Origin of the sequence: Streptomyces sp. NPDC088350 (genome assembly GCF_044753545.1) — a bacterium.
Classification (GTDB): Bacteria; Actinomycetota; Actinomycetes; order Streptomycetales; family Streptomycetaceae; genus Streptomyces.
In genome coordinates this window covers 1-24522 of record NZ_JBIVNL010000001.1, presented here as the reverse complement: position 1 = coordinate 24522, position 24522 = coordinate 1, and the positions used below count along the sequence as shown (strand labels likewise).

Annotated in this window: 23 protein-coding genes; 7 read left to right on the top strand and 16 right to left on the bottom strand. The window is 70.9% G+C overall.

Features of this window, described 5'->3' with window-relative positions; translation table 11 throughout:
• Positions 1-13 precede the first annotated feature (13 nt).
• From ACIQBL_RS00115 to ACIQBL_RS00095, 5 genes are all read right to left on the bottom strand, one after another.
• The gene (locus tag ACIQBL_RS00115; protein WP_401935141.1) at positions 14-1735 is read right to left on the bottom strand and encodes an amidohydrolase family protein; all 1722 of its coding nucleotides are present in this window, start codon (positions 1733-1735) and stop codon (positions 14-16) included.
• A gap of 96 nt (positions 1736-1831) precedes the next feature.
• Entirely contained in the window at positions 1832-2950 is a 1119-nt protein-coding gene (locus tag ACIQBL_RS00110; RefSeq protein WP_401935139.1) for an LLM class flavin-dependent oxidoreductase, read from the bottom strand.
• Between the two features lie 127 nt (positions 2951-3077).
• Positions 3078-3848 carry an SDR family NAD(P)-dependent oxidoreductase gene (locus ACIQBL_RS00105; RefSeq protein WP_401935137.1) on the bottom strand — a complete coding sequence of 257 codons (771 nt, stop codon included), beginning with the start codon at positions 3846-3848 and terminating at the stop codon, positions 3078-3080.
• Positions 3849-4010: 162 nt separating this feature from the next.
• The gene (locus tag ACIQBL_RS00100; protein ID WP_401935135.1) at positions 4011-4934 is read right to left on the bottom strand and encodes an LLM class F420-dependent oxidoreductase; all 924 of its coding nucleotides are present in this window, start codon (positions 4932-4934) and stop codon (positions 4011-4013) included.
• Positions 4931-6175, bottom strand: a complete 1245-nt coding sequence (locus ACIQBL_RS00095; RefSeq protein ID WP_401935133.1) for an amidohydrolase family protein — start codon at positions 6173-6175, stop codon at positions 4931-4933. Before ACIQBL_RS00095 ends, ACIQBL_RS00100 begins: the two co-directional genes overlap by 4 nt.
• A gap of 210 nt (positions 6176-6385) precedes the next feature.
• On the opposite strand from ACIQBL_RS00095, the gene ACIQBL_RS00090 reads away from it, so the two are divergent.
• Positions 6386-9340, top strand: coding sequence for a BTAD domain-containing putative transcriptional regulator (locus tag ACIQBL_RS00090; protein WP_401935131.1), 2955 nt, complete (start codon positions 6386-6388; stop codon positions 9338-9340).
• A 213-nt stretch (positions 9341-9553) separates the two neighbouring features.
• The gene (locus ACIQBL_RS00085; RefSeq protein WP_401935130.1) at positions 9554-9739 is read left to right on the top strand and encodes a hypothetical protein; all 186 of its coding nucleotides are present in this window, start codon (positions 9554-9556) and stop codon (positions 9737-9739) included.
• Positions 9740-9816: 77 nt separating this feature from the next.
• Here ACIQBL_RS00085 and ACIQBL_RS00080 read toward each other — a convergent pair whose 3' ends face one another.
• Genes ACIQBL_RS00080 through ACIQBL_RS00070 form a run of 3 tightly spaced genes read right to left on the bottom strand, consistent with a single transcriptional unit; the run spans position 9817 to position 12095 of the window.
• Entirely contained in the window at positions 9817-10212 is a 396-nt protein-coding gene (locus ACIQBL_RS00080; protein ID WP_401935128.1) for a hypothetical protein, read from the bottom strand.
• The gene (locus ACIQBL_RS00075; RefSeq protein ID WP_401935127.1) at positions 10213-10494 is read right to left on the bottom strand and encodes a hypothetical protein; all 282 of its coding nucleotides are present in this window, start codon (positions 10492-10494) and stop codon (positions 10213-10215) included.
• 20 nt (positions 10495-10514) lie between these two features.
• On the bottom strand, positions 10515-12095 hold the full coding sequence (locus tag ACIQBL_RS00070; RefSeq protein WP_401935125.1) for a FadD3 family acyl-CoA ligase: 1581 nt from the start codon (positions 12093-12095) through the stop codon (positions 10515-10517).
• Positions 12096-12208: 113 nt separating this feature from the next.
• On the opposite strand from ACIQBL_RS00070, the gene ACIQBL_RS00065 reads away from it, so the two are divergent.
• Genes ACIQBL_RS00065 through ACIQBL_RS00055 form a run of 3 tightly spaced genes read left to right on the top strand, consistent with a single transcriptional unit; the run spans position 12209 to position 14562 of the window.
• Positions 12209-13357, top strand: coding sequence for a lipid-transfer protein (locus ACIQBL_RS00065; RefSeq protein ID WP_401936942.1), 1149 nt, complete (start codon positions 12209-12211; stop codon positions 13355-13357).
• Positions 13358-13375: 18 nt separating this feature from the next.
• Positions 13376-13792: a Zn-ribbon domain-containing OB-fold protein gene (locus ACIQBL_RS00060; RefSeq protein WP_401935123.1), complete on the top strand. Its 417-nt coding sequence runs from the start codon at positions 13376-13378 to the stop codon at positions 13790-13792.
• A complete protein-coding gene (locus ACIQBL_RS00055) occupies positions 13789-14562 on the top strand; it encodes an enoyl-CoA hydratase/isomerase family protein (protein ID WP_401935121.1) in 774 nt (257 codons plus the stop codon). The genes ACIQBL_RS00060 and ACIQBL_RS00055 overlap by 4 nt, the downstream gene beginning before the upstream one ends.
• A 3-nt stretch (positions 14563-14565) precedes the next feature.
• On the opposite strand, the gene ACIQBL_RS00050 is transcribed toward ACIQBL_RS00055, so the two are convergent.
• From ACIQBL_RS00050 to ACIQBL_RS00040, 3 genes are all read right to left on the bottom strand, one after another.
• The gene (locus ACIQBL_RS00050; protein WP_401935119.1) at positions 14566-15063 is read right to left on the bottom strand and encodes a hypothetical protein; all 498 of its coding nucleotides are present in this window, start codon (positions 15061-15063) and stop codon (positions 14566-14568) included.
• Between the two features lie 35 nt (positions 15064-15098).
• On the bottom strand, positions 15099-17444 hold the full coding sequence (locus tag ACIQBL_RS00045) for a PQQ-binding-like beta-propeller repeat protein (RefSeq protein WP_401935117.1): 2346 nt from the start codon (positions 17442-17444) through the stop codon (positions 15099-15101).
• A 179-nt stretch (positions 17445-17623) separates the two neighbouring features.
• Entirely contained in the window at positions 17624-18346 is a 723-nt protein-coding gene (locus tag ACIQBL_RS00040) for a VOC family protein (RefSeq protein ID WP_401935116.1), read from the bottom strand.
• A gap of 122 nt (positions 18347-18468) precedes the next feature.
• On the opposite strand from ACIQBL_RS00040, the gene ACIQBL_RS00035 reads away from it, so the two are divergent.
• Entirely contained in the window at positions 18469-19116 is a 648-nt protein-coding gene (locus ACIQBL_RS00035; protein ID WP_401935114.1) for a TetR family transcriptional regulator, read from the top strand.
• A 62-nt stretch (positions 19117-19178) separates the two neighbouring features.
• Here ACIQBL_RS00035 and ACIQBL_RS00030 read toward each other — a convergent pair whose 3' ends face one another.
• Together ACIQBL_RS00030 and ACIQBL_RS00025 are read right to left on the bottom strand one after the other, a co-directional pair.
• Positions 19179-19664: a nitroreductase family deazaflavin-dependent oxidoreductase gene (locus tag ACIQBL_RS00030; RefSeq protein ID WP_401935112.1), complete on the bottom strand. Its 486-nt coding sequence runs from the start codon at positions 19662-19664 to the stop codon at positions 19179-19181.
• Positions 19661-20851 carry an acyl-CoA dehydrogenase family protein gene (locus ACIQBL_RS00025; RefSeq protein ID WP_401935110.1) on the bottom strand — a complete coding sequence of 397 codons (1191 nt, stop codon included), beginning with the start codon at positions 20849-20851 and terminating at the stop codon, positions 19661-19663. The genes ACIQBL_RS00030 and ACIQBL_RS00025 overlap by 4 nt, the downstream gene beginning before the upstream one ends.
• 76 nt (positions 20852-20927) lie before the next feature.
• On the opposite strand from ACIQBL_RS00025, the gene ACIQBL_RS00020 reads away from it, so the two are divergent.
• Positions 20928-22100 (top strand): thiolase C-terminal domain-containing protein, encoded by a 1173-nt coding sequence (locus ACIQBL_RS00020; protein ID WP_401935108.1) that lies wholly within the window; start codon positions 20928-20930, stop codon positions 22098-22100.
• 11 nt (positions 22101-22111) lie between these two features.
• Here ACIQBL_RS00020 and ACIQBL_RS00015 read toward each other — a convergent pair whose 3' ends face one another.
• The 3 genes from ACIQBL_RS00015 to ACIQBL_RS00005 are packed head-to-tail and all read right to left on the bottom strand — an operon-like array spanning position 22112 to position 23846.
• Positions 22112-22906 carry a hypothetical protein gene (locus tag ACIQBL_RS00015; protein WP_401935107.1) on the bottom strand — a complete coding sequence of 265 codons (795 nt, stop codon included), beginning with the start codon at positions 22904-22906 and terminating at the stop codon, positions 22112-22114.
• Positions 22903-23538: a hypothetical protein gene (locus ACIQBL_RS00010; protein WP_401935105.1), complete on the bottom strand. Its 636-nt coding sequence runs from the start codon at positions 23536-23538 to the stop codon at positions 22903-22905. The genes ACIQBL_RS00015 and ACIQBL_RS00010 overlap by 4 nt, the downstream gene beginning before the upstream one ends.
• Positions 23517-23846, bottom strand: coding sequence for a hypothetical protein (locus tag ACIQBL_RS00005; protein WP_401935103.1), 330 nt, complete (start codon positions 23844-23846; stop codon positions 23517-23519). The genes ACIQBL_RS00010 and ACIQBL_RS00005 overlap by 22 nt, the downstream gene beginning before the upstream one ends.
• Between the last annotated feature and the right edge of the window lie 676 nt (positions 23847-24522).

The following is a 24522-nucleotide window of genomic DNA, read 5'->3' as shown; positions in this document are numbered from 1 at the left end:
GGGGTCACGAAACTCACCGGGTACTCACCGTCCTGGTGTCCCGCCCCGACCGCAGCACCCGCCCCGGCACGGACCCGCTCACCACGTCGTCCCGGATGGCTTCGACTCCGTTGACCCACACGGCCCGTATCCCGATCGCCTTCGAGTCGAGGCGCGGACTGTCACCCGGCAGGTCGTGCACCAGGGTGGCCTTGCCGGCGTCGATCCGTTCCGGGTCGAAGAGCACCAGGTCCGCATGCCAGCCCTCCCGCACCTGCCCGCGCTCCCGCAGCCCGAACAGCCGCGCCGGATCGTCGGTCAGCATCCGCACCGCCTGCTCAAGCCCCACCAGCTTCCGCCCGCGCAGACAGTCCCCGATGAACCGCGTCGTGTACGGCGCCCCGCACATCCGGTCCAGATGCGCCCCCGCGTCGGAGCCGCCCAGCAGCACGTCCTCGTGCTGCCAGGTCTCGGCGCGCAGGGCCCAGGAGGCGGGGTCGTTGTCGGACGGCATGGGCCACAGCACGGTCCGCAGTTCATCGGCCGCACAGATCTCGACCAGGCATTCGAAGGGCTCCTGACCCCGTTCCGCCGCGATGTCGTTGACGACCCGCCCGGTCAGCCCCTCATTGGCCGCGCTGTACGTATCCCCGATCACATACCGCCCGAAGTTGGCGAGCCGCCGAAAGACCCCGGCCTCCTTGCTGTTCGCGTTCCGCAGCATCTCGGCCCGCACGTCCGGCTCACGCAGCTTCGCGATCCGCTCCGGCACGGGCAGGCTCAGGACCGGCCCCCACCCGGGTATCAGGTTCAGCGCGCAGAAGGTGCCGAGGGACATGTTCATCGGCGTGAGGATCGGCATGGTCAGGGCGACGACCCGCCCCCCGGCCTTCCGCGCCCGCTCACTCGCGAAGAGCTGCCGAGGCACGCGCTCGGGCACAGCGGCGTCGACGGTCAACACATTCCAGTTCAGCGGGCGCCCCGCCACCGCGCTCATCTCGACGAACAGATCGATCTCCGCGTCACTGAACTGATCCAGACACCCGGCGACGATCGCCTCGATCTGCGTGCCCTCGTGCTCGCCGACGGCCCGGGAGAGGGCCAGCAGTTCCTCCGGGCGGGCGTGCCGGGAGGCGACGGGCTGTCCGTCGCCGTCCGAGTGGGTGGAGGACTGGGTGGTGGAGAAGCCCCAGGCGCCCGCGTCCATGGCCTCGTGCAACAGCCCTACGATCTGGGCGAGTTGCTCCTCGCTGGGCTGCCCACCCACGGCATCCGGCCCCATCACATACCGGCGCAGGGCGCAGTGCCCGACCATGAACCCGGCGTTGACGGCGATCCGCCCTTCGAGCGCGTCCAGATACTCCCCGAAGCCACGCCAGCTCCAGGGCGCCCCCTCCTCCAGCGCGACCAGCGACATCCCCTCGACCTTGGACATCATCCGGCGCGTGTAGTCGGCGTCCCCCGGCTTCAACGGCGCGAGCGTGAACCCACAGTTCCCGGCTGCGACGGTCGTCACCCCGTGGTTCAGGGAGGGCGTCGCGTACGGATCCCAGAAGAGCTGGGCGTCGTAGTGGGTGTGGGGGTCGACGAACCCGGGCGCGAGGACGAGCCCGGCGGCGTCCTCACTGCTACGGGACTCCTCAACCACCGTACCGATAACGGCGATACGACCGTTCCGGATGCCGACGTCGGCGATGAACCCAGGCGCCCCGGTCCCATCAACGACGGTGACACCTTTGATGACGTGATCAAGCACGAGGCTTACCTCCTCAAACTCCGGCCAGGGGCATCTGCCTAGGGGCGCGGGGAACTGCGCGACCAGCCCCCACGCACCCGCACCCCGCAACGGCGATTACGCGGCAGCCCGGAACCGGGACGTCCGGTGAACAGGATCCGTGTCGATCTTCGGAATCACGTGCTCCCCGATCAACCGAATCGTCTGCAACGTCTCCTCCTTCGGCACCCCCACCGGCAACCCGAAGCTCAACTGATCCGCCCCGGCCTGCTCCCACCGCTTGCACTGCGTGAGCACCTCGTCAGGATCCCCACAGATCAACAGCTCTTCTTCCACGAGGAGTTCGACAAACTCCGGCGTGTACTCCGGCAGCGTCTCCGGCCACACAGGGAACCCCTCGGGCCGCGGGAACGTGTCGTGGTACCGGAACACCAGCGAGGGCAGATAATGCAACCCCCCACTCGTGGCGATCCGAATCGCCTCGTCGTGCGTAGGCGCACAGATCGCCGTAGTCGTCACCATCACGTTGTCGTTGACGAACGCGCCCACCGGCTCGGCGTTCACGATCGCCGTCTTGTACTGCTCCAGCACCCACTCCATGTCGGACACCTTCTGGATGCTGAACCCAAGGACACCGAGCCCTTTCCGCGCAGCCATCGCATACGACGGCGGCGACCCGGCGGCGTACCACATCGCCGGATGCGCCTTCCCGAACGGCTTCGGCAGGATCTTCCGCGGCGGCAGCTGCCAGTGCTTGCCCTGGAAGCCGACGTACTCGTCCTGGAGCCACATCTTGGGGAACTCGGCGATGGTCTCTTCCCAGATCTCCTTGGTGTAGTTCATGTCGGTGACGCCCGGTATGAACCCGAGAATCTCGTGGCTGCCCGCACCCCGCCCGCTCCCGAACTCGAAGCGGTTGCCGGAGAGATGGTCGAGCATGGCGACCTTCTCGGCGACCTTCACCGGGTGGTTGACCTGCGCGAGGGGGTTGAAGATGCCCGAGCCGAGGTGGATGCGTTCCGTCGCGTGGGCGAGGTAGCCGAGGAAGACGTCGTTGGCCGAGAGGTGCGAGTACTCCTCCAGGAAGTGGTGCTCGGACGCCCAGGCGTACTTGAAGCCGGACTTGTCCGCCTGGATGACGTACTCGGTCTCCTCCATCAGCGCCTTGTGCTCGGCCAGCGGGTCCGTCTCGGCACGCTTGCCCACGTATCCCTGTACAAAGAGCCCGAATTCCAAGGAGGTTCACCGTCCAAAGTCCAGATGGTTCCTGCGAGTCCTGCGAGTGCTACGACTTTCTGACGTAGCGTCAGATTCGTCAATAGATGACGGCCCGTCAGATCTCACGGGATGACGCCGGCCGACGTCAGATGACACTGACCCCCGCCAGCCAGCCCCCGTCGATCACGAACGGCTGCCCGGTGATGTACGACGAGTCGTCCGACGTCAGGAACAGCGCGAGCCGCGCCACCTCGTCGGCCCGCCCGATCCGCCCGAGCGGCACGAGCTTGCGGTACAGCTCGTCCAGGGCCCGGGTCATCTCCTCCGGGTCGGCGTCCGGGTCGAGCCGCGCCGGGTTGGACATCGCGGTGTCGACGGCCCCGGGGCAGACCGCGTTGACCCGGATCCGCCGGCTCGCCAGCTCCAGCGCGGCCACCCGGGTGAGCCCGAGAATGGCGTGCTTGGTGGCGGCGTACGTCCCCACCGCCGCCATCCCCGTCACCGCCGTGTACGAGGCCGTGTTGACGATCGTGCCGCCGTCCTCCATCGCCGGCGCCACGGTCTTGATCCCGAGGAAGCAGCCGACCTGGTTGACCCGCACGACCTCCATGAACTCGTCGAGAGGCGTGTCCACAAGGGAGTTGAACCGCAGGATCCCGGCGTTGTTGACCAGCCCGTCGATCCGCCCGTACGCCTCCTTGGCGGCCCTCACCGCGGCACCCCAGTCCGCCTCCTCGCCGACGTCGAGATGGACGTAGGACGCGCCCAACTCCTTGGCCAGCGACTCCCCTTGCTCGTCCAGCACATCCGCCACGACGACCTTCGCGCCCTCGGCCGCGAACAGCCGCGCCTCCTGCTCCCCCTGCCCGCGCGCCGCTCCGGTGACCAGAACGACACGCCCGTCCAGCTTGCCCATGCGGGCCTCCTCGGGATCGGTGGATGCAGGTCATCGTAGCGCCGCATCTGACGAACCGTCAGATAGAAGGGGGCGGATTGCACACGCACACTTCACGCGGCGGTCGGCGCCGCGCTCGCCACGGGCGGGGTGATCGTCACCCTGCCGCCGTCGGCGCACACCTCAGAGAAGAGGCCCCACCTCGCTGCCGAACTCGGTTATCTGGTCGATGAGTTCGGCCCGGCTCCGGTTGCGGAACCGCACCTGGATCTGGTCCACGCCCATCGCCCGGTAGGCGCGCAGCGACTCGGCGAGGACTTCGGGCGCACCGGTGAGCGTACGGCGGCCTACCTCCCACCCCGGTTCACCGATGTACAGCGGCTCGGTGATGGCCCCGAACACGAACGACCCCTGGACGGCGGCCTCTTCGCGCAGTCGCCGTATCCGCTCGATCTGCGCGGGCAGTTTGTGGCGCGGGTCGCCCTGCGGCAGCCAGCCGTCGCCCTTCAGCGCGGCCCGGCGTACGGCGGCGGGGGACGAGCCGCCGACCCAGAGGGGGACGTGCTCCTGCGCGGGGCGGGGCCGCTGTCCGAGTCCCTCGAAGTCGTACAACTTGCCGTGGTGCTCGGGGAATTCGTCCGGTCCGAGGGCCGCACGCAGGGCGTCGACCGTCTCGTCGAGGACAGGCCCGCGGCGCTCGAAGTCGACCCCCAGCGCCTCGAACTCCTCCGGTACGTGCCCGGCGCCGACCCCGAGGATCAGGCGACCCCCGCTCAGATGGTCGAGGGTGGCGTACTGCTTGGCGGTGAGCAGCGGGTGCCGCAGGCCCACGACCGCCACATGGCTGAGGAGTTGGACGTGCTCGGTGACTCCGGCGAGGTAGGAGAGGGTGGCGACGGGGTCGTACCAGATCGTGCTCATGGCGGACGCGAGACGGCGCGGGACGCCCACGTGGTCGCAGCCCGCGATGTAGGCGAAGCCGGCCCGGTCGGCGGCCCTGGCGATCGCGACGAGGTCGGCGGCGCCGGCGTCGGCCTCCCAGGGCTCGGCGTAGATCGTGCTCTGGGACTGGACGGGCAGCTGGATGCCGTAGGCGAGGCCGCTCACTTGGGGCCCTCCCACAGGCCGTCCGGCGTCAGGCCCAGCAACTCGATCGCGTTCCCTCGTACGATCCGCTCGACCACGTCCGGCGCCAGGTGCCCCATCTGGGCCTCGCCGACCTCGCGGGACTTGGGCCAAGTGGAGTCGGAGTGGGGGTAGTCGGTCTCGTAGAGGACGTTCCCGACGCCGATCGAGTCGAGGTTCTTCAGGCCGAAGGCGTCGTCGAAGAAGCAGCCGTAGACGTGGTCGGTGAAGATCTCGGACGGCGGGCGGTGGACCTTGTCGGCTACGCCGCCCCAGGCGCGGTTCTCCTCCCAGACCACGTCGGCGCGCTCCAGGATGTAGGGGATCCAGCCGATCTGACCCTCGGCGTACATGACCTTGAGGTCGGGGAAGCGTTCGAACTTGCCGCTCATCAGCCAATCCACCATGGAGTAGCAGCAGTTGGCGAAGGTGATCGTAGAACCGACGGCGGGCGGGGCGTCGGCGGAGGTGGAGGGCATGCGGCTGCTGGAGCCGATGTGCATGGCGATGACCGTGCCGGTCTCGGCGCAGGCTTCGAGGAACGGGTCCCAGTCGTCGGTGTGGATGGAGGGCAGGCCGAGGTGCGGGGGTATCTCGGAGAAGGCGACGGCACGGGCGCCCCGGGCCGCGTTGCGACGGACCTCCTCGGCGGCCAACTCCGGGTCCCACAGCGGGATCAGGGGGAGCGGGATGAGGCGGCCGTGCGCGTCGGGGCCGCACCACTCCTCCACCATCCAGTCGTTGTAGGCGCGGACGCAGAGCAGCCCGAGTTCGCGGTCGGCGGCCTCGGTGAACGTCTGGCCGCAGAAGCGGGGGAAGGTGGGGAAACAGAGCGCGGACTGGACGTGGTTGACGTCCATGTCGGCGAGGCGCGCCGGTACGTCGTAGGAGCCGGGGCGCATCTGCTCGTACGTGATGACTTCGAGCTTGATCTCGTCCCTGCTGTAGCCGACCGCGGTGTCGAGGCGGGTGAGGGGGCGGTGCAGATCCTCGTACACCCACCAGTCGCCGATGGGGCCGTCGTCGCCGGGCTCGCCCATGACGGGCTTGAACCGGCCGCCCAGGAAGGTCATTTCCTTCAGTGGCGCGCGGACTATCCGAGGTCCTGTGTCCAGGTATTTCTTGGGCAGCCGGTGCTGCCAGACGTCGGCGGGCTCCACGGTGTGGTCGTCGACGGAGATGATCGGCGGGAGAGGCGTCGGGGCGGCGTTGTGGGTGTCCATGGCGCTCACGGTAGCGCCGATCTGACGACCCGTCAGCTAGCTGGATACGGGTTCGGGGTGCCCTGTTGTGTGCGGAACTGGGCGCGGGCCGTGTGAGGGCCTTGTGATATCCCGCGCGGCCACGTGTGAGCGGTGTCTCCGAGAGCTGACGCATCCGGCGCGGACAAGGCAAACTGTCGTAGTTATCAGGCATGCCTAGGGGGAACGGCGATGGACGGTGGACCGCGAGTACCGGAGCAGCGGCGCCCCGAATCCGGCTCGGAGGAGTCGACGGCGCTGCGGTTCAGCGTGCTCGGTCCGGTACGTGCCTGGCGGGGCCCTGTCCCGCTGCCCACGGGCTCTCCTCAGCAACGCGCCCTGCTGGCCGCGCTGTTGCTGCGCGAGGGCCGGACGGCGACCGCCGGCGAGCTGATCGACGCGCTGTGGGGCGACGACCCTCCGTCGCAGGCGCTGGCCGCGGTGCGGACCTACGCGTCCCGGCTGCGCAAGGCGCTGGACGCCGGGGTCCTCGTCAGTGAGTCGGGCGGGTACGCCGTACGGGGGCTGCCCGAGGGCGCGTTGGACGTGTCCGAGGTGCACGACCTGGCGAACGAGGCGGAGAAGGCGAAGTCGGCGGGTGACCTGTGCCGTGCGCGGGACCTGCTGGGCCGGGCGCTGGCCCTGTGGGACGGGGAGCCGCTGGCCGGGCTGCCGGGCCCGTACGCGGAGGCGCAGCGGGTCCGCCTGGAGGAGTGGCGGCTCCAACTCCTCGAATCCCGCCTGGACATGGACCTGGAGCAGGGCTGCCACGCGGAGGCGGTCAGCGAGCTGACGGCGCTCACGGCGGCCCACCCGCTGCGGGAGCGGCTGCGCGAGCTGCTGATGCTCGCCCTGTACCGCTCCGGCCGCCAGGCGGAGGCCCTCGCGGTCTACGCGGACACCCGGCGCCTGCTCGCCGACGAACTCGGCGTGGACCCGCGCCCCGGCCTGCGCGAACTCCAGCAGCGCATCCTCCAGGCCGACCCCGGCCTCGCGGAGCCGTCCGCACCGGCCGCGGAGACCGTGCCGGCACCGGTCCGCCCCCACCAACTCCCGGCGACGGTCCCGGACTTCACCGGCCGCGTGTCCTTCGTATCGGAACTGAGCGAGGTCCTGGCGTCGGCCGAGGGCCGCGTGATGGCGGTCTCGGCGCTGGCCGGCATCGGCGGCGTCGGCAAGACGACCCTCGCGGTGCACGTGGCCCACCAGGCGCGATCCGCCTTCCCCGACGGCCAGTTGTACGTCGACCTCCAGGGCGCGGGCTCCCGCGCCGCCGAACCGGAGACCGTACTCGGCGCGTTCCTGCGGGCGTTGGGCACCGCGGACTCCGCGATACCGGACTCCCTGGAGGAACGGTCGGCGCTGTACCGGTCGGTGCTGGACGGCCGCCGGGTGCTGGTGCTGCTGGACAACGCGCGGGACGCGGCCCAGATCAGGCCCCTGCTGCCGGGAACGGAGGGCTGCGCCGCGCTGGTCACCTCCCGGGTGCGGATGGTGGACCTCGCGGGAGCCCATCTCGTCGACCTCGACGTGATGTCCCCCGAGGAGGCGCTGCAGCTCTTCACGAAGATCGTGGGCGCCGAACGGGTCGCCGCCGAACGGGAATCCGCCCTCGACGTGGTCGCGGCGTGCGGCTTCCTCCCGCTGGCGATCCGGATCGCGGCGTCCCGGCTGGCGGCCCGCCGTACCTGGACGGTCTCGGTCCTCGCCGCCAAACTCGCCGACGAACGGCGGCGGTTGGACGAACTCCAGGCCGGCGACCTGGCCGTGAAGGCGACATTCGAGCTGGGCTACGGGCAGTTGGAGCCGGCGCAGGCGCGGGCGTTCCGCCTGCTGGGGCTGGCCGACGGCCCGGACATCTCGCTGGCCGCGGCGGCGGCCGTGGTGGACCTGCCCGTCGACGAGACCGAGGCCGTGCTGGAGTCCCTCGTGGACACCTCACTGGTCGAGTCGGCGGCTCCGGGGCGGTACCGGTACCACGACCTGGTGCGGCTCTACGCGCGTGCGTGCGCGGAGCGGGACGAGTGGCCGCCGACGGAGACGGGGGCGGCGCTCTCGCGGTTGCTGGACTTCTACCTGGCGACGGCCGCCGGCGTCTACGGCATCGAACGCCCCGGCGACCGCCTGGTCGACCACCTGGAGGAGACCGGCGTCCCCGGGTTGGTCTTCCCCGACCGCCGCGCCGCCCAGGACTGGCTCTACTCCGAGGCGATACCGCTGCTGGCCTGTGTACGGCAGTCGTCGAAGGGCGCGTCGCTGCGGCGGGCCGTCGATCTGCTGTGGGCCGCGGTCGACCTCGCGGAGTCCGGGGCGAACTTCAAGGAGTACGAGGCCGCCGGTGCCGCCCTGCGCGACGCCGCGCGGGCCGCCGCCGACAGCCGGGCGGAGGGGCGGGCCGTACTGGTGCTGGCCAACGCCCGCCATTTCTCCGGGCAGTTCGAGCAGGCCTACGAAGAGGCACGACAGGCACTCGCCCTGTCGGAGGCCGCCGCCGACGCGCTGCCGTGCTGCTGGGCCGCGAACCTGCTCGGCATCTACTCCTTCTACCAGGGCCGCTACGGCGAGGCCGAGGAGTTCCTGGAGCGGGCCATCGCCAGCTTCCGCGCCTGCGGCGACCTCTCCGGCGCCGCGTCCGCGCTGTGCAACCTCTCCCGCCTGCACCTGGAGACGGAGCGCGCCGACAGCGCGGTCGGCCTCGCCCGGCAGGGCACGGAGATGTACGAGGAACTCGGACACACGCTCAAGGCGGCCAACGGCCACTACGCCCTCGGCCTGGCCCTCGGCAAGAACAGGCAGCTGGCCGACGCGGCGGCCCATCTCAAGCAGGCCCTGAGCGTGTTCCGCGCGAGCCGGCAACGCCTGTGGGAGGGCATGACCCTCTTCCGCCTCGCCGAGGTCGACCTGCTGGCCCAGCGCCCCGCGCAGGCGGCGGCCAACGCCGAGATGGCCCTGACCCCGCTGCGGGAGATCGGCGGCGAGTGGCGGCGGGGCAACGTGCTCACCGTCCTCGGCAAGGCCCTGAACGGCATCGGGCAGTCCGGCCGCGCGCAGGTCTGCTGGACCGAGGCGCTGGAGATCTACCAGCGGCTGGAGTCGCCCGAAGCGGCGGAGGTCCAGGCGCTGTTGACGCCGGCCGCGGCGGCCTGAACCGGGAGCGTCGGGGCGTTCATCAATCGTTTATCGCCGCACGGCACTCTTCTCGTTATCGGGCCGTCGCGTCGGGGGGCAGACGGACCGTCGGTGAAGCCGCCTCCTTCGAGATCTAGAGTGGCGGCGCCAGCGGCCCATCCGGTCATCCTCGGGGGAGTGACCGGGTGGGCCCGCCACATTTCGACCGCGATCTCCAAGGAGAACAGCAGGATGAGCGACATCACGAACGACGAGACGGTCGTCACGCCGGACAACACCCACATCACCGACACGAAGCTGACCGGCGACCTCAAGCCGCTCAACACGCACATCACCGACGTCGAGGCCGTCGTGGCCGCCGACGGCGACGGCACGGACACGCCGGACAACACGCACATCACGTCCGACCCCAGCTAGACCTTCTCCCACACGGGGGATCGGCCGCGACGGCCCAGGGGGGACCGTCGCGGCCGATGTGTGTCCGGAGGCGGGAGCTAGAGCGCTCTTACGGCTACTCGCGGCGCGCACAGCTTCCGCATGTCGTCCAGGTCGGACGTGTACAGCGCGACGTTCCCGGGCTGACGGCCCGCGATCACCGCGAGTGCGGCGTCGATGGCGTATTTGTGGCCGTGCAGGCCCGTCTCCCTGAGGAGGTCGATCGCGGCGTCGGCGATCTCCCGCGTCACGGGTTCCACCACGATGCGGGACATCACCCACGTCCAGGCCTCACGTCGGACCTGGCTGTGGTAGGCCTCGATCAGGGTCATCGAGCTGGTCACCACCCGAAGACCCTTCTTGTGGGCGACTGCCAGCAGAGCCGCCATCCCGCGATCCCGCAGCGCCGCCCGCGACAGGCCTTCACTGTCCAGCACCAAACAGTCGAGTGACATTCAGCCCGCCAACGGAAGCTCGTGATGACCGGACGAGGCAGGTTCATCGAACTGGTGTTCAACATCGCTCAGCTCGGCCTCCGCCGCCGCCAGCTCCTCGGGAGTGAGCGGCCCGCCGCTCTCCTCCTGCATCCACGCGACGAGCTCCCCCAGCCGATCCCGCTCGTGCTGACGCTCTATGGCCTTGGTGACATACGCGCTGAACCCCCCGCTCCCGACCTCCCGCCGGATCTCCTCGGCAAGCTCCTCCGGAAGCGTGACGGTGTACTTCTTCGTTGCCATACCCATCACCATACCGCGCGTCACGCCCCCCGCAATTCCCCCTTGACCACCTTCCCGCTCGCGTTCCGGGGCAGCTCCCCCACGAACTCCACCGCCCTCGGCACCTTGTAGTTCGCCATCTCCCGGCGGGCCCAGGCGATCAGGTCGTCGCCGGTCAGTGTCACCCCCGGCCGCCGTACGACATACGCCTTGCCGACCTCGCCGAGCCGCGCGTCCGGTACGCCGATCACCGCCACGTCCGCCACATCGGGATGGACGCCGAGGAGCTGCTCTATCTCCGCCGGGTACGCGTTGAAGCCGCCGACGATGAACATGTCCTTGATGCGGTCGGTGATCCGGAGGTTGCCCTCGCCGTCCAGGACGCCGACGTCACCGGTCCGCAGCCAGCCGTCCTCGCCCAGGACCTCCGCCGTGGCCGCCGCGTCCTCGTAGTAGCCGCGCATGACGTTGAAGCCGCGGACCAGCACCTCGCCCGGGGAGCCGAGCGGGGCCTCCACCCGGACATCGGTCCCCGGAATCGCGCGCCCCGACGTCGACGCGATGACCGCCGGATCGTCCCCCCGCCGGCACATCGTCACGATGCCGCCGGCCTCCGAGAGCCCGTAGGCCGTCAGCACCGTCCCCACCCCCAGCTCGCCCCGCAACCGCTCCACCAGCCGCAACGGCACCACCGCCGCGCCCGTGACCACGAGCCGCAGCGCCGAGAGGTCGTGGGAGTCCCGGGCCGGATGGTCCAGCAGGGACTGGTGCAGGGTGGGCGGGCCCGGGAGGACCGACACCCGTTCCGCGGCGATGTTCGCCAGGACCGTGTCGACGTCGAACACCGGCTGCGGGATCATCGTCGCGCCCCGCATCAGGCAGGCGATCACGCCCGCCTTGTAGCCGAAGGTGTGGAAGAAGGGGTTCACGATCAGATAGCGGTCGCCCTGCCGCAACCCCGCGAGATCGCTCCACACCTCGTACGCCCGCAGCGTCTGCGCGTGCGTGATCACCGCGCCCTTCGGACGGCCCGTCGTACCCGACGTGAAGATGATGTCCGAGACCGTCGAGCCGTCCAACTCCCGTGCCCGCTCCCGCACTTCCTCCTCGCCCACCCCCTCGCCGCCCGCCAGGAAGTCCTTCCAGGTACGGAAGTCGGCGGGGGCGTCGTCCGCCAGCACCACCACCTGCTCCAGCGCCGGGAGCCCGGGCAGGGGACCGTCGCCCACGCCCTCCCCCGCCGCCCGGCGCAGCGACGCCACGTACGACGTGCCCAGGAACGTCCCCGTCACGAACAGCAGCCGTGCCCCGCCGCTCCGCAGTACGTACGCCGCCTCGCTGCCCTTGAAGCGGGTGTTCAGCGGCACCAGTACCGCGCCCGCCGACACCGCGCCCAGCGCCGAGACGATCCAGTCCGTCGAGTTCGGCGCCCAGATGCCGACCCGGTCGCCGACCTCCACCCCGGCGGCGAGACAGGCCGCCGCCGCGCGTTCCACCCGGGCGCCCAGCTCGGCGTAGGAGATCCTCGTCCGGCCCTCCACCACCGCCTCGGCGTCCGCGTACCGTTCCGCGGCCGAGCGCACCAGGCCCGGGATGCTGCCCCACTCCACGTCTCCGCGCATGAACGGCCTCCCTGCACCCAGTAGCTGACTACCCGTCAGATTAGCTGTAGCCTGACGCCCTGTCAGCAGCCCCGGTGTCACGCGGAGGTGCACAGAGCATGGCCGGACAGCGCATGGCCGGACTGAAGGACGCGACCGCCATCGTCGGGATCGGACAGACCTCCTTCGCCAGGCAACTCCCCGAGGACGAGAGGACCTTGGCCTGTCGTGCCGTGCTCGCCGCCCTCGACGACGCCGGGATCGCCCCCGGCGAGGTCGACGCCCTCGCCTCCTACACGATGGAGGAGACCGACGAGGTCGAACTGGCGAAGGCCGTCGGTTTCGGGGACCTGACCTTCTTCAGCAAGGTCGGGTACGGGGGCGGCGGTTCGTGTGCCACGGTCGCCCATCTCGCCACCGCCATCGCCGCCGGGCAGGCGACCGTGGGCGTGGCCTGGCGGTCGCGGAAGCGGGGCAGCGGGCCCAGACCGTGGACCGACACCGCCCGCCAACTCCCCACCCCCGCCCAGTGGACCCGCCCTTTCGGGCTCCTCCGGCCGGCCGACGAGATAGCCATGCTCACCCGCCGCTACATGTACGAGTACGGCGCCACCCGGGACCACCTGTTCAACGTCGCCCTCGCCTGCCGAAACAGGGCCAACCAGAATCCGGCGGCCATCATGTACGACCGCCCGCTCACCCGCGAGATGTACATGACCTCCCGCTGGATCAGCGAACCCCTCTGCCTCTTCGACAACTGCCTTGAGACGGACGGGGCGTTGGCCTGCGTGGTCGTCTCCCGCGAACGTGCCCGGGACTGCCGGCGCACCCCGGTCCTCATCCACTCCGCCGCCCAGGGCCTCCCCGCCCAGCACCACGGCATGGTCAACTACTGGAACGACGACCCCCTCACGGGGCCGGCCTGGACCGCCGCCCGACACCTGTGGAAACACGCCGACTTCACCCCGCAGGACGTCGATGTCGCCCAGATCTACGACGCGTTCACCGCCCTCGTCCCGCTCTCCCTGGAGGGCTACGGCTTCTGCGGGCGCGGCGAGGGCGGCGCCTTCACGGAGGGCGGCGCCCTCGAAATCGGCGGGCAACTCCCCCTCAACACCGGTGGCGGCGGGCTCTCCGAGGCGTACGTCCACGGGTTCAACCTGATCAACGAGGGCGTACGGCAACTGCGCGGCACCAGCACCGCCCAGGTCCCGGACGCCGCCACCTGCCTGGTGACGGCGGGCGAGGGTGTCCCCACCTCCGCCCTGCTGCTCACGAAGTGAAACGAGGAGTCGACCGCCATGCTCACTCCCGTCACCGACACCGACGGCGCCCCCTTCTGGGAGTACGCCCGCGCAGGCGAACTCCGCGTCCAGACCTGCGCCGACTGCGACGAACCCCGCTTCCCGCCCCGCCCCTGCTGCCCCCACTGCCAGTCCTTCGCGAGTGAATGGCGGCAGGTGAGCGGGCAGGGGCGGGTGTGGTCGTACGTCTTCCCGCACCCCCCGCTCCTGCCCGACTACGCCGCCGTCGCCCCGTACAACGTGGTCGTGGTCGAGCTGGTGGAACACCCGCGGATCCGGCTGGTCGGGAATCTCGTCACCGGGCCGGGGGCCGCCCTCGACTCCCTTGCTCCTGAGCGGGTCCGGATCGGGGCACGGGTGCAGGTCGTGTTCGGCGAGGCGGGGCTTCCTCAGTGGGTTCTGGAGCGGTCATGACTCTCGGCGTCTCCGTCGACAAGGACACGGGTGTCGCCGTCGTCACCCTCGACCGGCCGCACCGGCTCAACGCGATCGACCTCGCCACGGCCGCCGAACTGGCCGCCGTATGGCGGGAGCTGCGGTTCGACGACTCCGTGCGGGCCGTCGTCCTCACCGGGGCCGGGGAGCGCGCCTTCTGCACCGGGCTCGACCGGGACGCGGTCGTGCCGCAGCCCAACTCGCCGTACATGCAGGACGATCCGCTGCTGACCATCGGGCCGAAGGCCAACGACCTGTGGAAACCGGTGATCTCAGCGGTACGCGGGATGGCCTGCGGCGGGGCCTTCTATCTGCTGGGCGAGAGCGAGTTCGTGGTCGCCGATCCGACCGCCGTGTTCTTCGACCCGCACACCACCTACGGCATGGTCAGCGCGTACGAGTCGGTGCTGATGGCGCACCGGATGCCGTACGGGGAGGTCGCGCGGATGATGCTCATGGGGACGGCGGAGCGGATCTCGGCGCGGCGGGCGTACGAGTTCGGGCTGGTCTCCGAACTCACCGGGCCCGGCGGGGCGTTGGAGGCCGCCCTGGCCTGCGCGACCGTCATCGCCGGGTATCCGACCGAGGGCGTTCAGGGCACCGTGCGGGCGTTGTGGGCGGCGAAGGAGGCGGCGCGGGCGCAGGCGTACGCGCAGGCGCCGCCGTTGATCGCCCTGGGCAATCTCCCGACCGAACGGCAGGCGGAGTTGTTCGCCGACCGGAAGAACGGCGGTTTCCGGACCCGGTGAGGGTCAACTCGTCGCTGTGGCCCGGCGGTCGACGACACAGTGGTCCACCGGGGTGGAGCTGCCGAGGAAGCGCACCCGCACGGTCGCCCTGCCGTTCGCCGGGACCTTGACGTCCGCGTAGTTGAAGTCGACCTCGTTGTCCTGGGCGTCCTCGAAGGTGACGTCGACGGAGAAGGTGGCCTCGCGGTCGTTCGGGTTGCTGACCTCGACCGTCGCGTACTGCCTGGTCGCCGTCGCGCAGCTCACCAGCTTCGCCGTGCCGTCCAGCAGGCTGCTGGTGCCGCTGCCGGAGGAGGCCGTAGCGGCAGGCGTGGAACGGTAGGTGGACCGGCGTGATGTCGAACTGTCGTGATCCTGGCTGGAGCTGCTGCACCCTCCCCCGCCGCTCCCGCCCTTGTGACGGCTGCCGCTGTGGTGCCGTCCGGTGGAGAAGCCGGTGAGGGTGAGAACCGTCAGTGCCAGTACCGCCGTGAATCTGAGCCTGCGCCCCCGCGTCCGCATGGGGATCATGGTACTGATCCCCCAACCGGCGCCGCTCACGCGGTCCTTGCCGTGCCCGTCCCCTTCTCCGCGTCGAGGGCGTACACGCAGCGGTCCTTGCTGCACGCGTACACGACCCCGTCCCTGACGACCGGTGCCCCGGTGATCTCGCCGCCGGTGGCGAGCTTCCAGCGCAGGCGGCCGTCGTCGGCCTTGAGGGTGTAGAGGAGGTGGTCGGTGGAGCCGAAGTGGATCCGGCCCTCGGCGACCGCGGGGGCGCCCACGATGTCGCCGCCCGCCTGGAAGCGCCACTTGGGTGTACCGGTGACCGCGTCGAGCGTGTAGAGGCCCTTGCCGCTGCCGACGTGGACATGGCCGGCGGCGACCAGGACCGGTTCGATCGACGCCCGGGACTCCGTCGCGATGCGCCAGCGGTCGCGGCCGTCGGTGGCGTCGAGGGCGTAGACCGTGCCGAGGTAGTCGGCCAGATAGATCCCCCCACCCGTCACCGCCGGGCCGGGCGCGAAGGTGGGCGGGCAGAGGAAGACCGCGGGGGCCTCGAAGTGCCAGCGGACCCGGCCGCTCGCCACCTCGACGGACAGGACGCGGGTACCGGCGGAGACGTACACATGGCCGTCCGGGGCGGCGGTGATCCGTACGGGTACACCGCCGCAGGAGGCCGCGTCGCCGATCGGGTACGTCCAGCGCTCGTCGCCCGTCCGGGCGTCCAGGGCGCGCAGCCGGGCGTCCTGCCACACGTACACGGTGCCGTCGTGCAGCGCCGGGCCCGCCTCCGGTGACTCGAAGTCGGTCTGCGCGCCGGTCAGCTGCCAGAGCTTCCGGCCGGTGGACGCCTCCCAGGCCTGCACTCCGCCGCCGCGCGTACCGGTGACGACGGTGCCGCGCTCGGCCTTGAGGGAGTACACCCAGGCGTCCGTGGACAACCGCCACAGGTCACCGCCCTCGCGGGCGTCCAGGGCGAAGAGGGTGGGCCCGTCCGAGGCGTGGATACGGCCGTCCGCGACCGCCATCGACCAGGCGACGTCCCGGGTCTTGAAGCTGCGGCGGCCGGTCGCGACGTCGAGCGCGTGCACCTCGAAGGAGGTGACGTAGACGAGGTCACCGGCGACGGTCGGGGTGCCCCAGACGTCGTTCGACATGCGGAACCGCCACGGCCGCCAGCCGGACGCGGTCTCCGGGGGCAGCGGGGGCGGTACGGGTACGGCGGGGCCCACGGCGGCGTCCGTGCCGTTGACGCCGGGGCGCGGCCGGGACCAGGAGGCGACCAGGCCGGCCTCCGGAGGGGGTGCCTTCACGGCGGCGGCGCGGGCGTCGGCGACGCGCGGCCCGGGGCCGATGGGCACCGGGGCGCCGGCCAGCCGTACGGGCCCGGTGTCGGGGGCGCCGACCGGGACGGGTACGACGGGGTCGTGGGAGGGCGGCGGCGGTACGGGGACGCGTCCGCCACCGCTGCGGCCGGCGGTGGGCGTCGGTTTCACGGGCGGGCGTCCGCCGCGCCGGGTCTCGATCAGGGTCACCGCGCGCTCGGGCAGCCAGGCCGACGCCGTACCGCTGTCGTCGGAGCCGGAGCCGAAGAGGTGGGGGGCGAGCTGGGCCTGGAGGTCGGCCGGGTTGGGGCGGCCGGTGGCCTCCATCTGCATACAGGACTCGATGAGGGGCCGCAGTTCGTCCGGGAGGCCGGCGAGGTCGGGGCCCTCGCGCAGCAGCATGAACACGGTCTCGACCGGGTTGGCGCCGTGGAACGGGGGGTGTCCGGTGGCGGCGAAGACGAGCATCGAGCCGAGCGAGAACACATCGCTCGCGCCGGTGACGCTGCGCGAGTCCTTGGCCTGCTCCGGGGACATGTAGGCGGGGGTGCCCACCGCCACGTTCGTCATCGTCAAACGGGTGTTCGACACGCCGGAGGCGATACCGAAGTCGATGACCCGCGGCCCGTCCTCGACCACGAGCACGTTGGACGGTTTGAGGTCGCGGTGGACGAGACCCGCCCCGTGGATGGACTGCAGCGCCTCCGCGACCCCGGCCGCGAGCCAGCGCACCGCCTGGGCCGGCATCGGCCCGCACTCGTTCACTATCTCTTCGAGGGAGGGCGCCGGAACGTACGCGGTGGCCAGCCACGGCACGGCCGCCCGCGGATCGGCGTCGACCACGGCCGCCGTGTAGAAGCCGGAGACCGCCCGCGCGGCCTCGACCTCACGCGTGAAACGGACCCGGAACAACTGGTCCTCGGCGAGTTCCGTCCGCACGGTCTTGATCGCCACACGCCGGCCGGACGCCGAGCGCGCGAGATAGACCAGCCCCATGCCGCCCGCGCCCAGCCGTCCCAGCACCTCGAACGGCCCGATCCGCCGCGGATCGTGCTGCGTCAGCTGATCCACCACTTGCCTGCCACCTCCCCGTACGAGCCGCGTCACCCACATATGTACGCGACCCCGTGCAGCGTCTCACCACCGCACCGCCATGGCGGCACGCACCCTGATTCTTCCTGGCCCGGCCACAGGTTGCGAACCCGGCGACTAATCGGGGTGTCTCGCCATATCTACGGACAAACATCCAGGTGTCAGCGTTGCAGCAGCGCGAACGACGCCCCTTGATTGTCTGTGACGACGACCACTTCTCCGTACGACGTCTCGAAGAGCGGAACCTGGACCCGCCCCCCGAGCCGGTGCACCGCCCCCAGAACGGCCGCGAGGTCGTCGACCCGGAAGTGGACGAGGAAATGGGGCGGCATCTCGACCGGGAACGCGTCCGAGACCGGCGCCCGCCCGAAGTCGGGAACGGCGTCCGGCCCGAAGAGGGCGTCGGTGAAGAGTCCGCCGTAGAACGTGTTGGCGGCCTCGGTGTCACGGGCGTACAGCTCGGCCCAGCCGAAGGTGCCGGCCTTGTGCCGGACGCCGAAACCGGGGTGCCGGGCCGCCTGCCACAGGCCGAAGACGGCACCCTCCGGGTCGGCGGCGAGGGCGGCCGTGCCCAGTTCCCCCAAGGGAATCGGCGCCATGACGACCTGCCCGCCCGCCGCCTGGATACGCCCGGTCAGCCGCATCACGTCCGGTGTCGCGAAGTACACCGTCCACACGGTCGGCATCCGCCCGTCCGTCTTGTGGGCGAGCGCCGCGACGGGCTCGCCGTCCTTGCGGGCCCATACGGAGCCGCCGTACGCCTCCTCGAAGGTCCACCCGAAGAGCTCACCGTAGAACCGCCTGCCCGCCTCCACGTCGGGAAGCTGCGCGTCCACCCAGCAGGGGACGCCCTCTCCGTACTCGGATGCCCTGTTTTCGGCCATACCGTCAAAGTAACGGCGACTCACGCACCCCGCAGACCAGGCACACCACCCTCTGGACCCTCGTGCACCCCATTTGCAGTCGGCCGAATCGCGCTCCGATCACCCCTCGGTAAGCTGACGGCATGACAGGACAAGTGCGTACCGTCGACGGCCGCGTGGCCGGCCGGCGTGGGCAGGCGACCCGGCAGAAGCTGCTCGACTGCCTCAGCGAGATGCTCAGCTCCTCCCCTTACCGGGACGTCAAAGTCATCGATGTCGCCCGGAAGGCGGGGACTTCACCCGCGACCTTCTACCAGTACTTCCCGGACGTCGAAGGCGCCGTCCTGGAGATCGCAGAGCAAATGGCCGCGGAGGGCGCCGGGTTGACCGAACTCCTCGCCGGCCGCACCTGGGTCGGCAAGGCCGGCTGGACCACCGCGCAGGAACTCGTGGACGGATTCCTCGAGTTCTGGCGCAAGAACGACGCGATCCTGCGGGTCGTCGACCTCGGAGCGGCCGAGGGCGACAAACGCTTCTACAAGATCCGCATGAAGATCCTCAACTCCGTGAACAACTCCCTCTCGGACGCGGTCGCCGAACTGCAGGCCAAGGGGCGGGTCGACAAGGACGTGAACCCGGCGGCGGTCGCCGGTTCACTGGTCGCGATGCTCGCGGCCGTCGCCTCGCACCAGAAGGGTTTCCAGACGTGGGGCGTCAAGCAGGCTGAACTCAAGCCGAACCTGGCGCTGTTGGTCCACCTGGGCGTGACCGGCAAGAAGCCGACGAAGTAGGAGTTCCCGCTTCCCAGGCTCCGACTTCTCAGGTCCCCAAGTCCTGTCTCGCGGGCGGCGGTTCACCCAGGTGGACCGTCGCCTGCCCTGCGTGTGATCCGGAACAGCCGGATCTCCCGCTCCACCCGTTGCTGGTACGTGGCGTACGGCGGCCAGAAGGCGAGCGCCGCCTTCCACACCTCGGCCCGCTCCTCGCCCTCCAACAGCCGGGCGCTGACCGGGATCTCCTCACCCTTCCAACTGACCTCGGCGTCGGGATGGGCGATGAGGTTGTGCGTCCAGGCGGGGTTGCCGGTACGCCCGAAGTTGGACCCGATGAGAATCCAGCCGTCCTCCACCGGCATACAGGCGAGGGGACTGCGGCGCGGCTGTCCGCTCCTGGCACCGGTCGAGGTCAGGATCACCCCCGGCAGCATCTGCGCGCTGAGCAGCACCTTCCCGCGCGTGAGCCGGTGCACGGCCCGGTCGAGGCCGGGAATGACATGAGGGGCGATCCGCGCGAACGCCCGGGTCGACGACACCTTCTGCACCGCACGCACACCGATCACACCGTCACCTCGCGGCTCTCGAAGAGGTGCGCGCCCTGGGCGGCGTGCGCTCGCAGCCGGTGGACCGGCCCGAAGAGCAGTTCGTCGCCGGCGGCGCGCTTGAAGTAGAGGTGGGCCTCGTGCTCCCAGGTGAACCCGATCCCGCCGTGCAGCTGGATCCCTTCGGCGGCAGCCCCCCGCAGCGCCTCCAGGGCCTGAGCGAGGGCGAGCCCACCGACCCGCTCCCCGTTGCCGATGGCCCAAGCGGCGTAGTAGGCCGCCGACTTGGCCGCCTGGACCTGCACATACACATCGGCCAGCCGGTGCTTCACCGCCTGGAACGACCCGATCGCCCGCCCGAACTGCTCACGCTGCTTGACGTGTTGGACGGTCCGCTCCAACGCGCGGTCGGCGGCCCCCACGGCCTCGGCGGCGAGCACGGCGGCGGCGGTGTCGCCGAGTGCGGAGAGCTCCCGCAGGACGAGAGGACTGTCGTCGGCACCGAGCAACTCGGCTTCTACGTCCCGCAGTTCGAGCCGCGCCTGCGGCCGGGTCGCGTCAAGAGCGGTCTGCCGCGTCCGTCCGAGCCCGAGGGCATCCCCCGCCACGAGGAACAGCAGAGTCCGCGACCGGGCAAAGCCTCCGGCATGGGCGGCGACAAGCAGCAACTCGGCACTGTGCCCGTCGAGAACCTGCCCGACCTGCCCGTACAACCGCCACCCGCTCTCCCCCTCCGGCCTGGCCTGCACCCCGCCCGCGCGCCCGCCCCCCGCCCACTCCCCGTCGTTGTCGCCGGTGAGGGTGAGGGCGGTGGTGAGGGCGGTGCCGGGTACGGCGAGGGCGGCGGTCAGGGTACCGGCGGCGATACGGGGCAGCAGCCGGGCGCGCTGGCTCTCGGTGCCGAGGGCGAGCACGAGCGGAGCGACGAGTACGGCGGTGGCGAGAAGGGGAGAGGGAGCGAGGAAACGCCCCGTCTCCTCGCAGGCCAGGGCGAGTTCGGTGGGCGTGCAGCCGACCCCGTCGTAGGCCTCCGGAAGCGCGAGCCCTGGCAGACCGAGCCGATCGGCAAGGGCGGTCCACAAGACAGGATCATGCCCGGCGGGGCTGTCGAGAGCGGCGCGGAACTCGGCCGGCCCGCAGCGCTTGGTGAGGAGTTCGCGGAGGGTACGGCGGATCTCGTCCTGCTCGGCGGTGAAGCTGGCGTCCATGGCACTTCCCTCCAGATCTGACGGTCCGTCATATTAGGAGTCCGGGCACGATATGCACAGAGGGAGGAGGCCCCTCATGACACCGGGGAGCCGCAAGGTCGCCGTGGTGGGCGTGGCGCTGTCCGACTGCGGACGCGTCGACGACATGACCCCCCACGCCCTGCACGCCCAGGCGGCCCGCCGCGCGCTGGCGGACGCGGGCCTGAACCGTGAGGTGGTGGACGGCTTCGCGTCGGCGGGCCTGGGGACCCTGCCCCCCGTGGAGGTGGCCGAGTACCTGGGCCTGCGCCCCACCTGGGTCGACTCGACGGCGGTGGGCGGCTCGACCTGGGAGGTCATGGCGGCCCACGCGGCGGACGCGATAGCGGCGGGCCACGCGAACGCCGTACTGCTGGTCTACGGCTCGACGGCCCGCGCCGACATCAAGGCGGGCCGCCGAACCGGCGACCTCTCCTTCGGCGCGCGGGGCCCCCTCCAGTTCGAAGTCCCCTACGGCCACACGCTGATCGCCAAGTACGCGATGGCCGCGCGCCGCCACATGCTCGAATTCGGCACCACGATCGAGCAGTTGGCGGAGGTGGCGGTACAGGCCCGCGCCAACGCCGCCCTCAACCCCGAGGCGATGTTCCGCGACCCGATCACCGTGGACGACGTGCTCTCCGGCCCGATGATCGCCGACCCCTTCACCAAACTCCACTGCTGCATACGGTCCGACGGCGGCGCGGCGGTACTCCTGGCCGCCGAGGAGTACGTACGGGACTGCCGTACCGCACCGATATGGGTGCTCGGCACCGGGGAGTCCGTGTCCCACGCCGCGATGTCCGAGTGGCCCGACTTCACGGTGTCACCGGCGGCGGTGAGCGGGCGCCTCGCCTTCGAACGGGCCGGGGTCCGCCCGGAGGAGATCGACTTCGCCGAGATCTACGACGCGTTCACCTACATGACGTTGGTGACCCTGGAGGACCTGGGTTTCTGCGCGAAGGGCGAGGGGGGCGCCTTCGTGGAGAAGGGACGCTTGCGGGTGGTCGGCGGCGAGCTGCCCGTGAACACGGACGGGGGCGGTCTGTCGGCCCAACACCCGGGAATGCGGGGGCTGTTCCTGCTGGTGGAGGCGGTACGGCAGTTGCGGGGAGAGGCCGGCGCGCGTCAAGTGACGCGAGCGGACGGGGAGTTGCCGCGCCTCGGGGTCGCCTCCGGGACGGGTGGCTGGTTCTGCTCCTCGGGGACGGTGGTGCTGGGCCGGGGGTGAGTCCGGCGAGGTCATTTACTGGCCTTCCTTGGAACGGACCCTGATGACGCCCTTGTCGTTGGCGGGTCCGGGTCGCGGTCGCCGACGTACCAGTCGTCGGTCGAGCCGTTGTCCTGGAGGGTCAGGGTGCCTTCGCCGGGGTCGCCGAGGCGCATCGTGCACGTGAAGGTCTGGATCTCGCCGGGTTCCAGGGCGTTGACGTCGCTGCCGACGGAGACGTACATCTTCGCCTCCGGGACGCGGAGGCGGACGGCGGGACGTATGGCCACGGTCTGCCCCGGCGCTATGCGGAGGTCCGGGAACATGCACACGGCGATATGGCCGTGGGAGAAGTCCGGGTAACGGCAGTTGGCGTACTGCTCCTCGAACTCCAGCCCTCCCGCGGCGAGTTCGAGACGGACGACACCCGCGTCGCCCGGCTTGCTGACCTTGGCCGCGACCGGGGTGACGCGCGGGGCGTCCGACCAGTTGTCGTACTCGGGGCCGACCTCACAGGTCACGTGGGTGGGGCCGCCCGTGCAGTTCCCGCTCCTGCGCAGGACGACGGCGGTCTCCGCGCCGGGCAGTACGTCAGCGGTGAGGGTGTGGCCGCCGGTCCCTCTGCCTCCGGCGTGCGCCGTGCCGTCGTCGGTGGAGAGGTGGAACGGCGTCTTGTCGTGAGGGCCGGACGTGTCGCCGACGGGTCGGAGGTAGAACACCTCGGGCGCGGTGATCGAGGGCGTCTTTGCCGCGCCGCCGCAGGAGGTGAGGGTCGCGAACAGGAGGGCGACGGACGCACCGGCGCCGGCCGTGCGGCTCGCCCTCACAGCAGGTCCCCCTTCCGCCGCTCGCCCCATCGCCGCTGGGCGCGGCGCAGTGCGCGCGGGTCGGAGTAGCCGAGCAGTTCGGCGGCCCGGTGGGTCGGGATCCCCGGCAGACCGGTCAGCCGGTCGAGTCGTTGCCGGCGGGCGTTCTCGAGTTCGCGCCGCCAGGTGGTGCCGGCCTCGGCCAGCCGCCGCTGCAGCGTACGGGCGCTCATCGCCAGGCGTCGGGCGACGGAGTCGAGCGACACGTCACCCTCCGCGAACGCGACGGCCATTGTCTGCTGGACGTGCTCGGGCCAGGTGGTGGGCCGCTCCTGGACCTGCGGCAGCGAGGCGGCGTAACGGTTCAGGATGGTGGCGAGCACAGGGTCTCCCGTACGCAGGGGCAGCGACAGGTCGTCGGAACGCAGCCGCACGCTGTCGACATCGGCGCCGAAAGTGAGGCGCGTGGTGCCCAGAAGGTCGGCGAAGAAGGTGCGTCTTCGGGGCGCGCGCTGCCGGAGCGTCACCTCTACGGCGTTCACCGGGCGGCCGGTCGCCCAGCGGGCCCGGGACAGGACGTCCGCGATGCCTATCTGAATCGCCAACTCCTTCCCCCTGCGCTCCTCTTCGTTCAGGAAGATACCGACGCGCACGTCCGGCTCGGTGCCGGGCAGCGGTACGTATCTCCCGGTGCCGGTGATGAGCCGCTGGTGCGTGCCGAGCTGAACAGGTAGTCGTAGATACCCAGTTGACCGTTCGCGAAGGCCGTTCCCACGCGCAGCACGGTGTCCGGGTCGTCGCGGTAGTGCTCTGCCAGTTCCAGGACGCGCAGGAAGCACTCGCTCGCAACGCTGGGGTCGGGGCCGGGGCCGGGGCTGTCCATCGTCCACGGCGGTATGTGTGCTGCCAGAGCCAGAGTGCGGGCGTCCGCTTCGGTCTGCGCGGTTCGTATGAGCACCATCTTCGGCAGAGCAAGCGTGTACAAAACGGCCACCCCACTAACATGTCCGGCCCTCCCGAACAGGTTGATGCGGCCTGAATCCCAGACGGGGATCCTTGCGCCGTAGGGGAGGTCCGGGGCGCTTGGCAGTTGCCGTTGGGCCACTCGCTTCTTTGTCAGTGTCGGGCTTCCGCGTCCCGAGTAAAGGGCGCTCCCTGCGGTCGCGTCGCCTGCGGCGATGCCCCTTCGGGTCACCCTTGACTCGGGCCGCTCCAGCCCGTTGGAGAAGCGAGCGAGCGGCCCGGAAGGACGGGGGGCCCGGGCCTGTATCCCCTTGCCTGGGCTGCGTCCCGGGCCGGTGCGGCGGGGGCGCGTCTGCGTCTCGCCAGCACGCCGGGCCGTCTCGGCGGCCAACGCCGGGTGGGTGGTGCGCGTGTGCGTTTCGCCGGGCCGTCTGGGCCGTCTGGGCGGCCAACGGCTGGTGGGGACGTCCGTATCGGGGAGGCTGCCCGGGCTGCGTTGCGTGCGCGGGGCCGGTGGGTGGGGCGCGTGTGCGTTTCGCCGGCACGGCGGGCCGGTTCGGCGGCCAACCGCGAGTGGGTAGCGGGTGGGGTGGGAGAAGGACGGGGTGGGGGGTTGCTGGAAGCCGGGTGTCAGACTAACCACTGGCATGGCATGTGAGCGGTTAGAAATGACC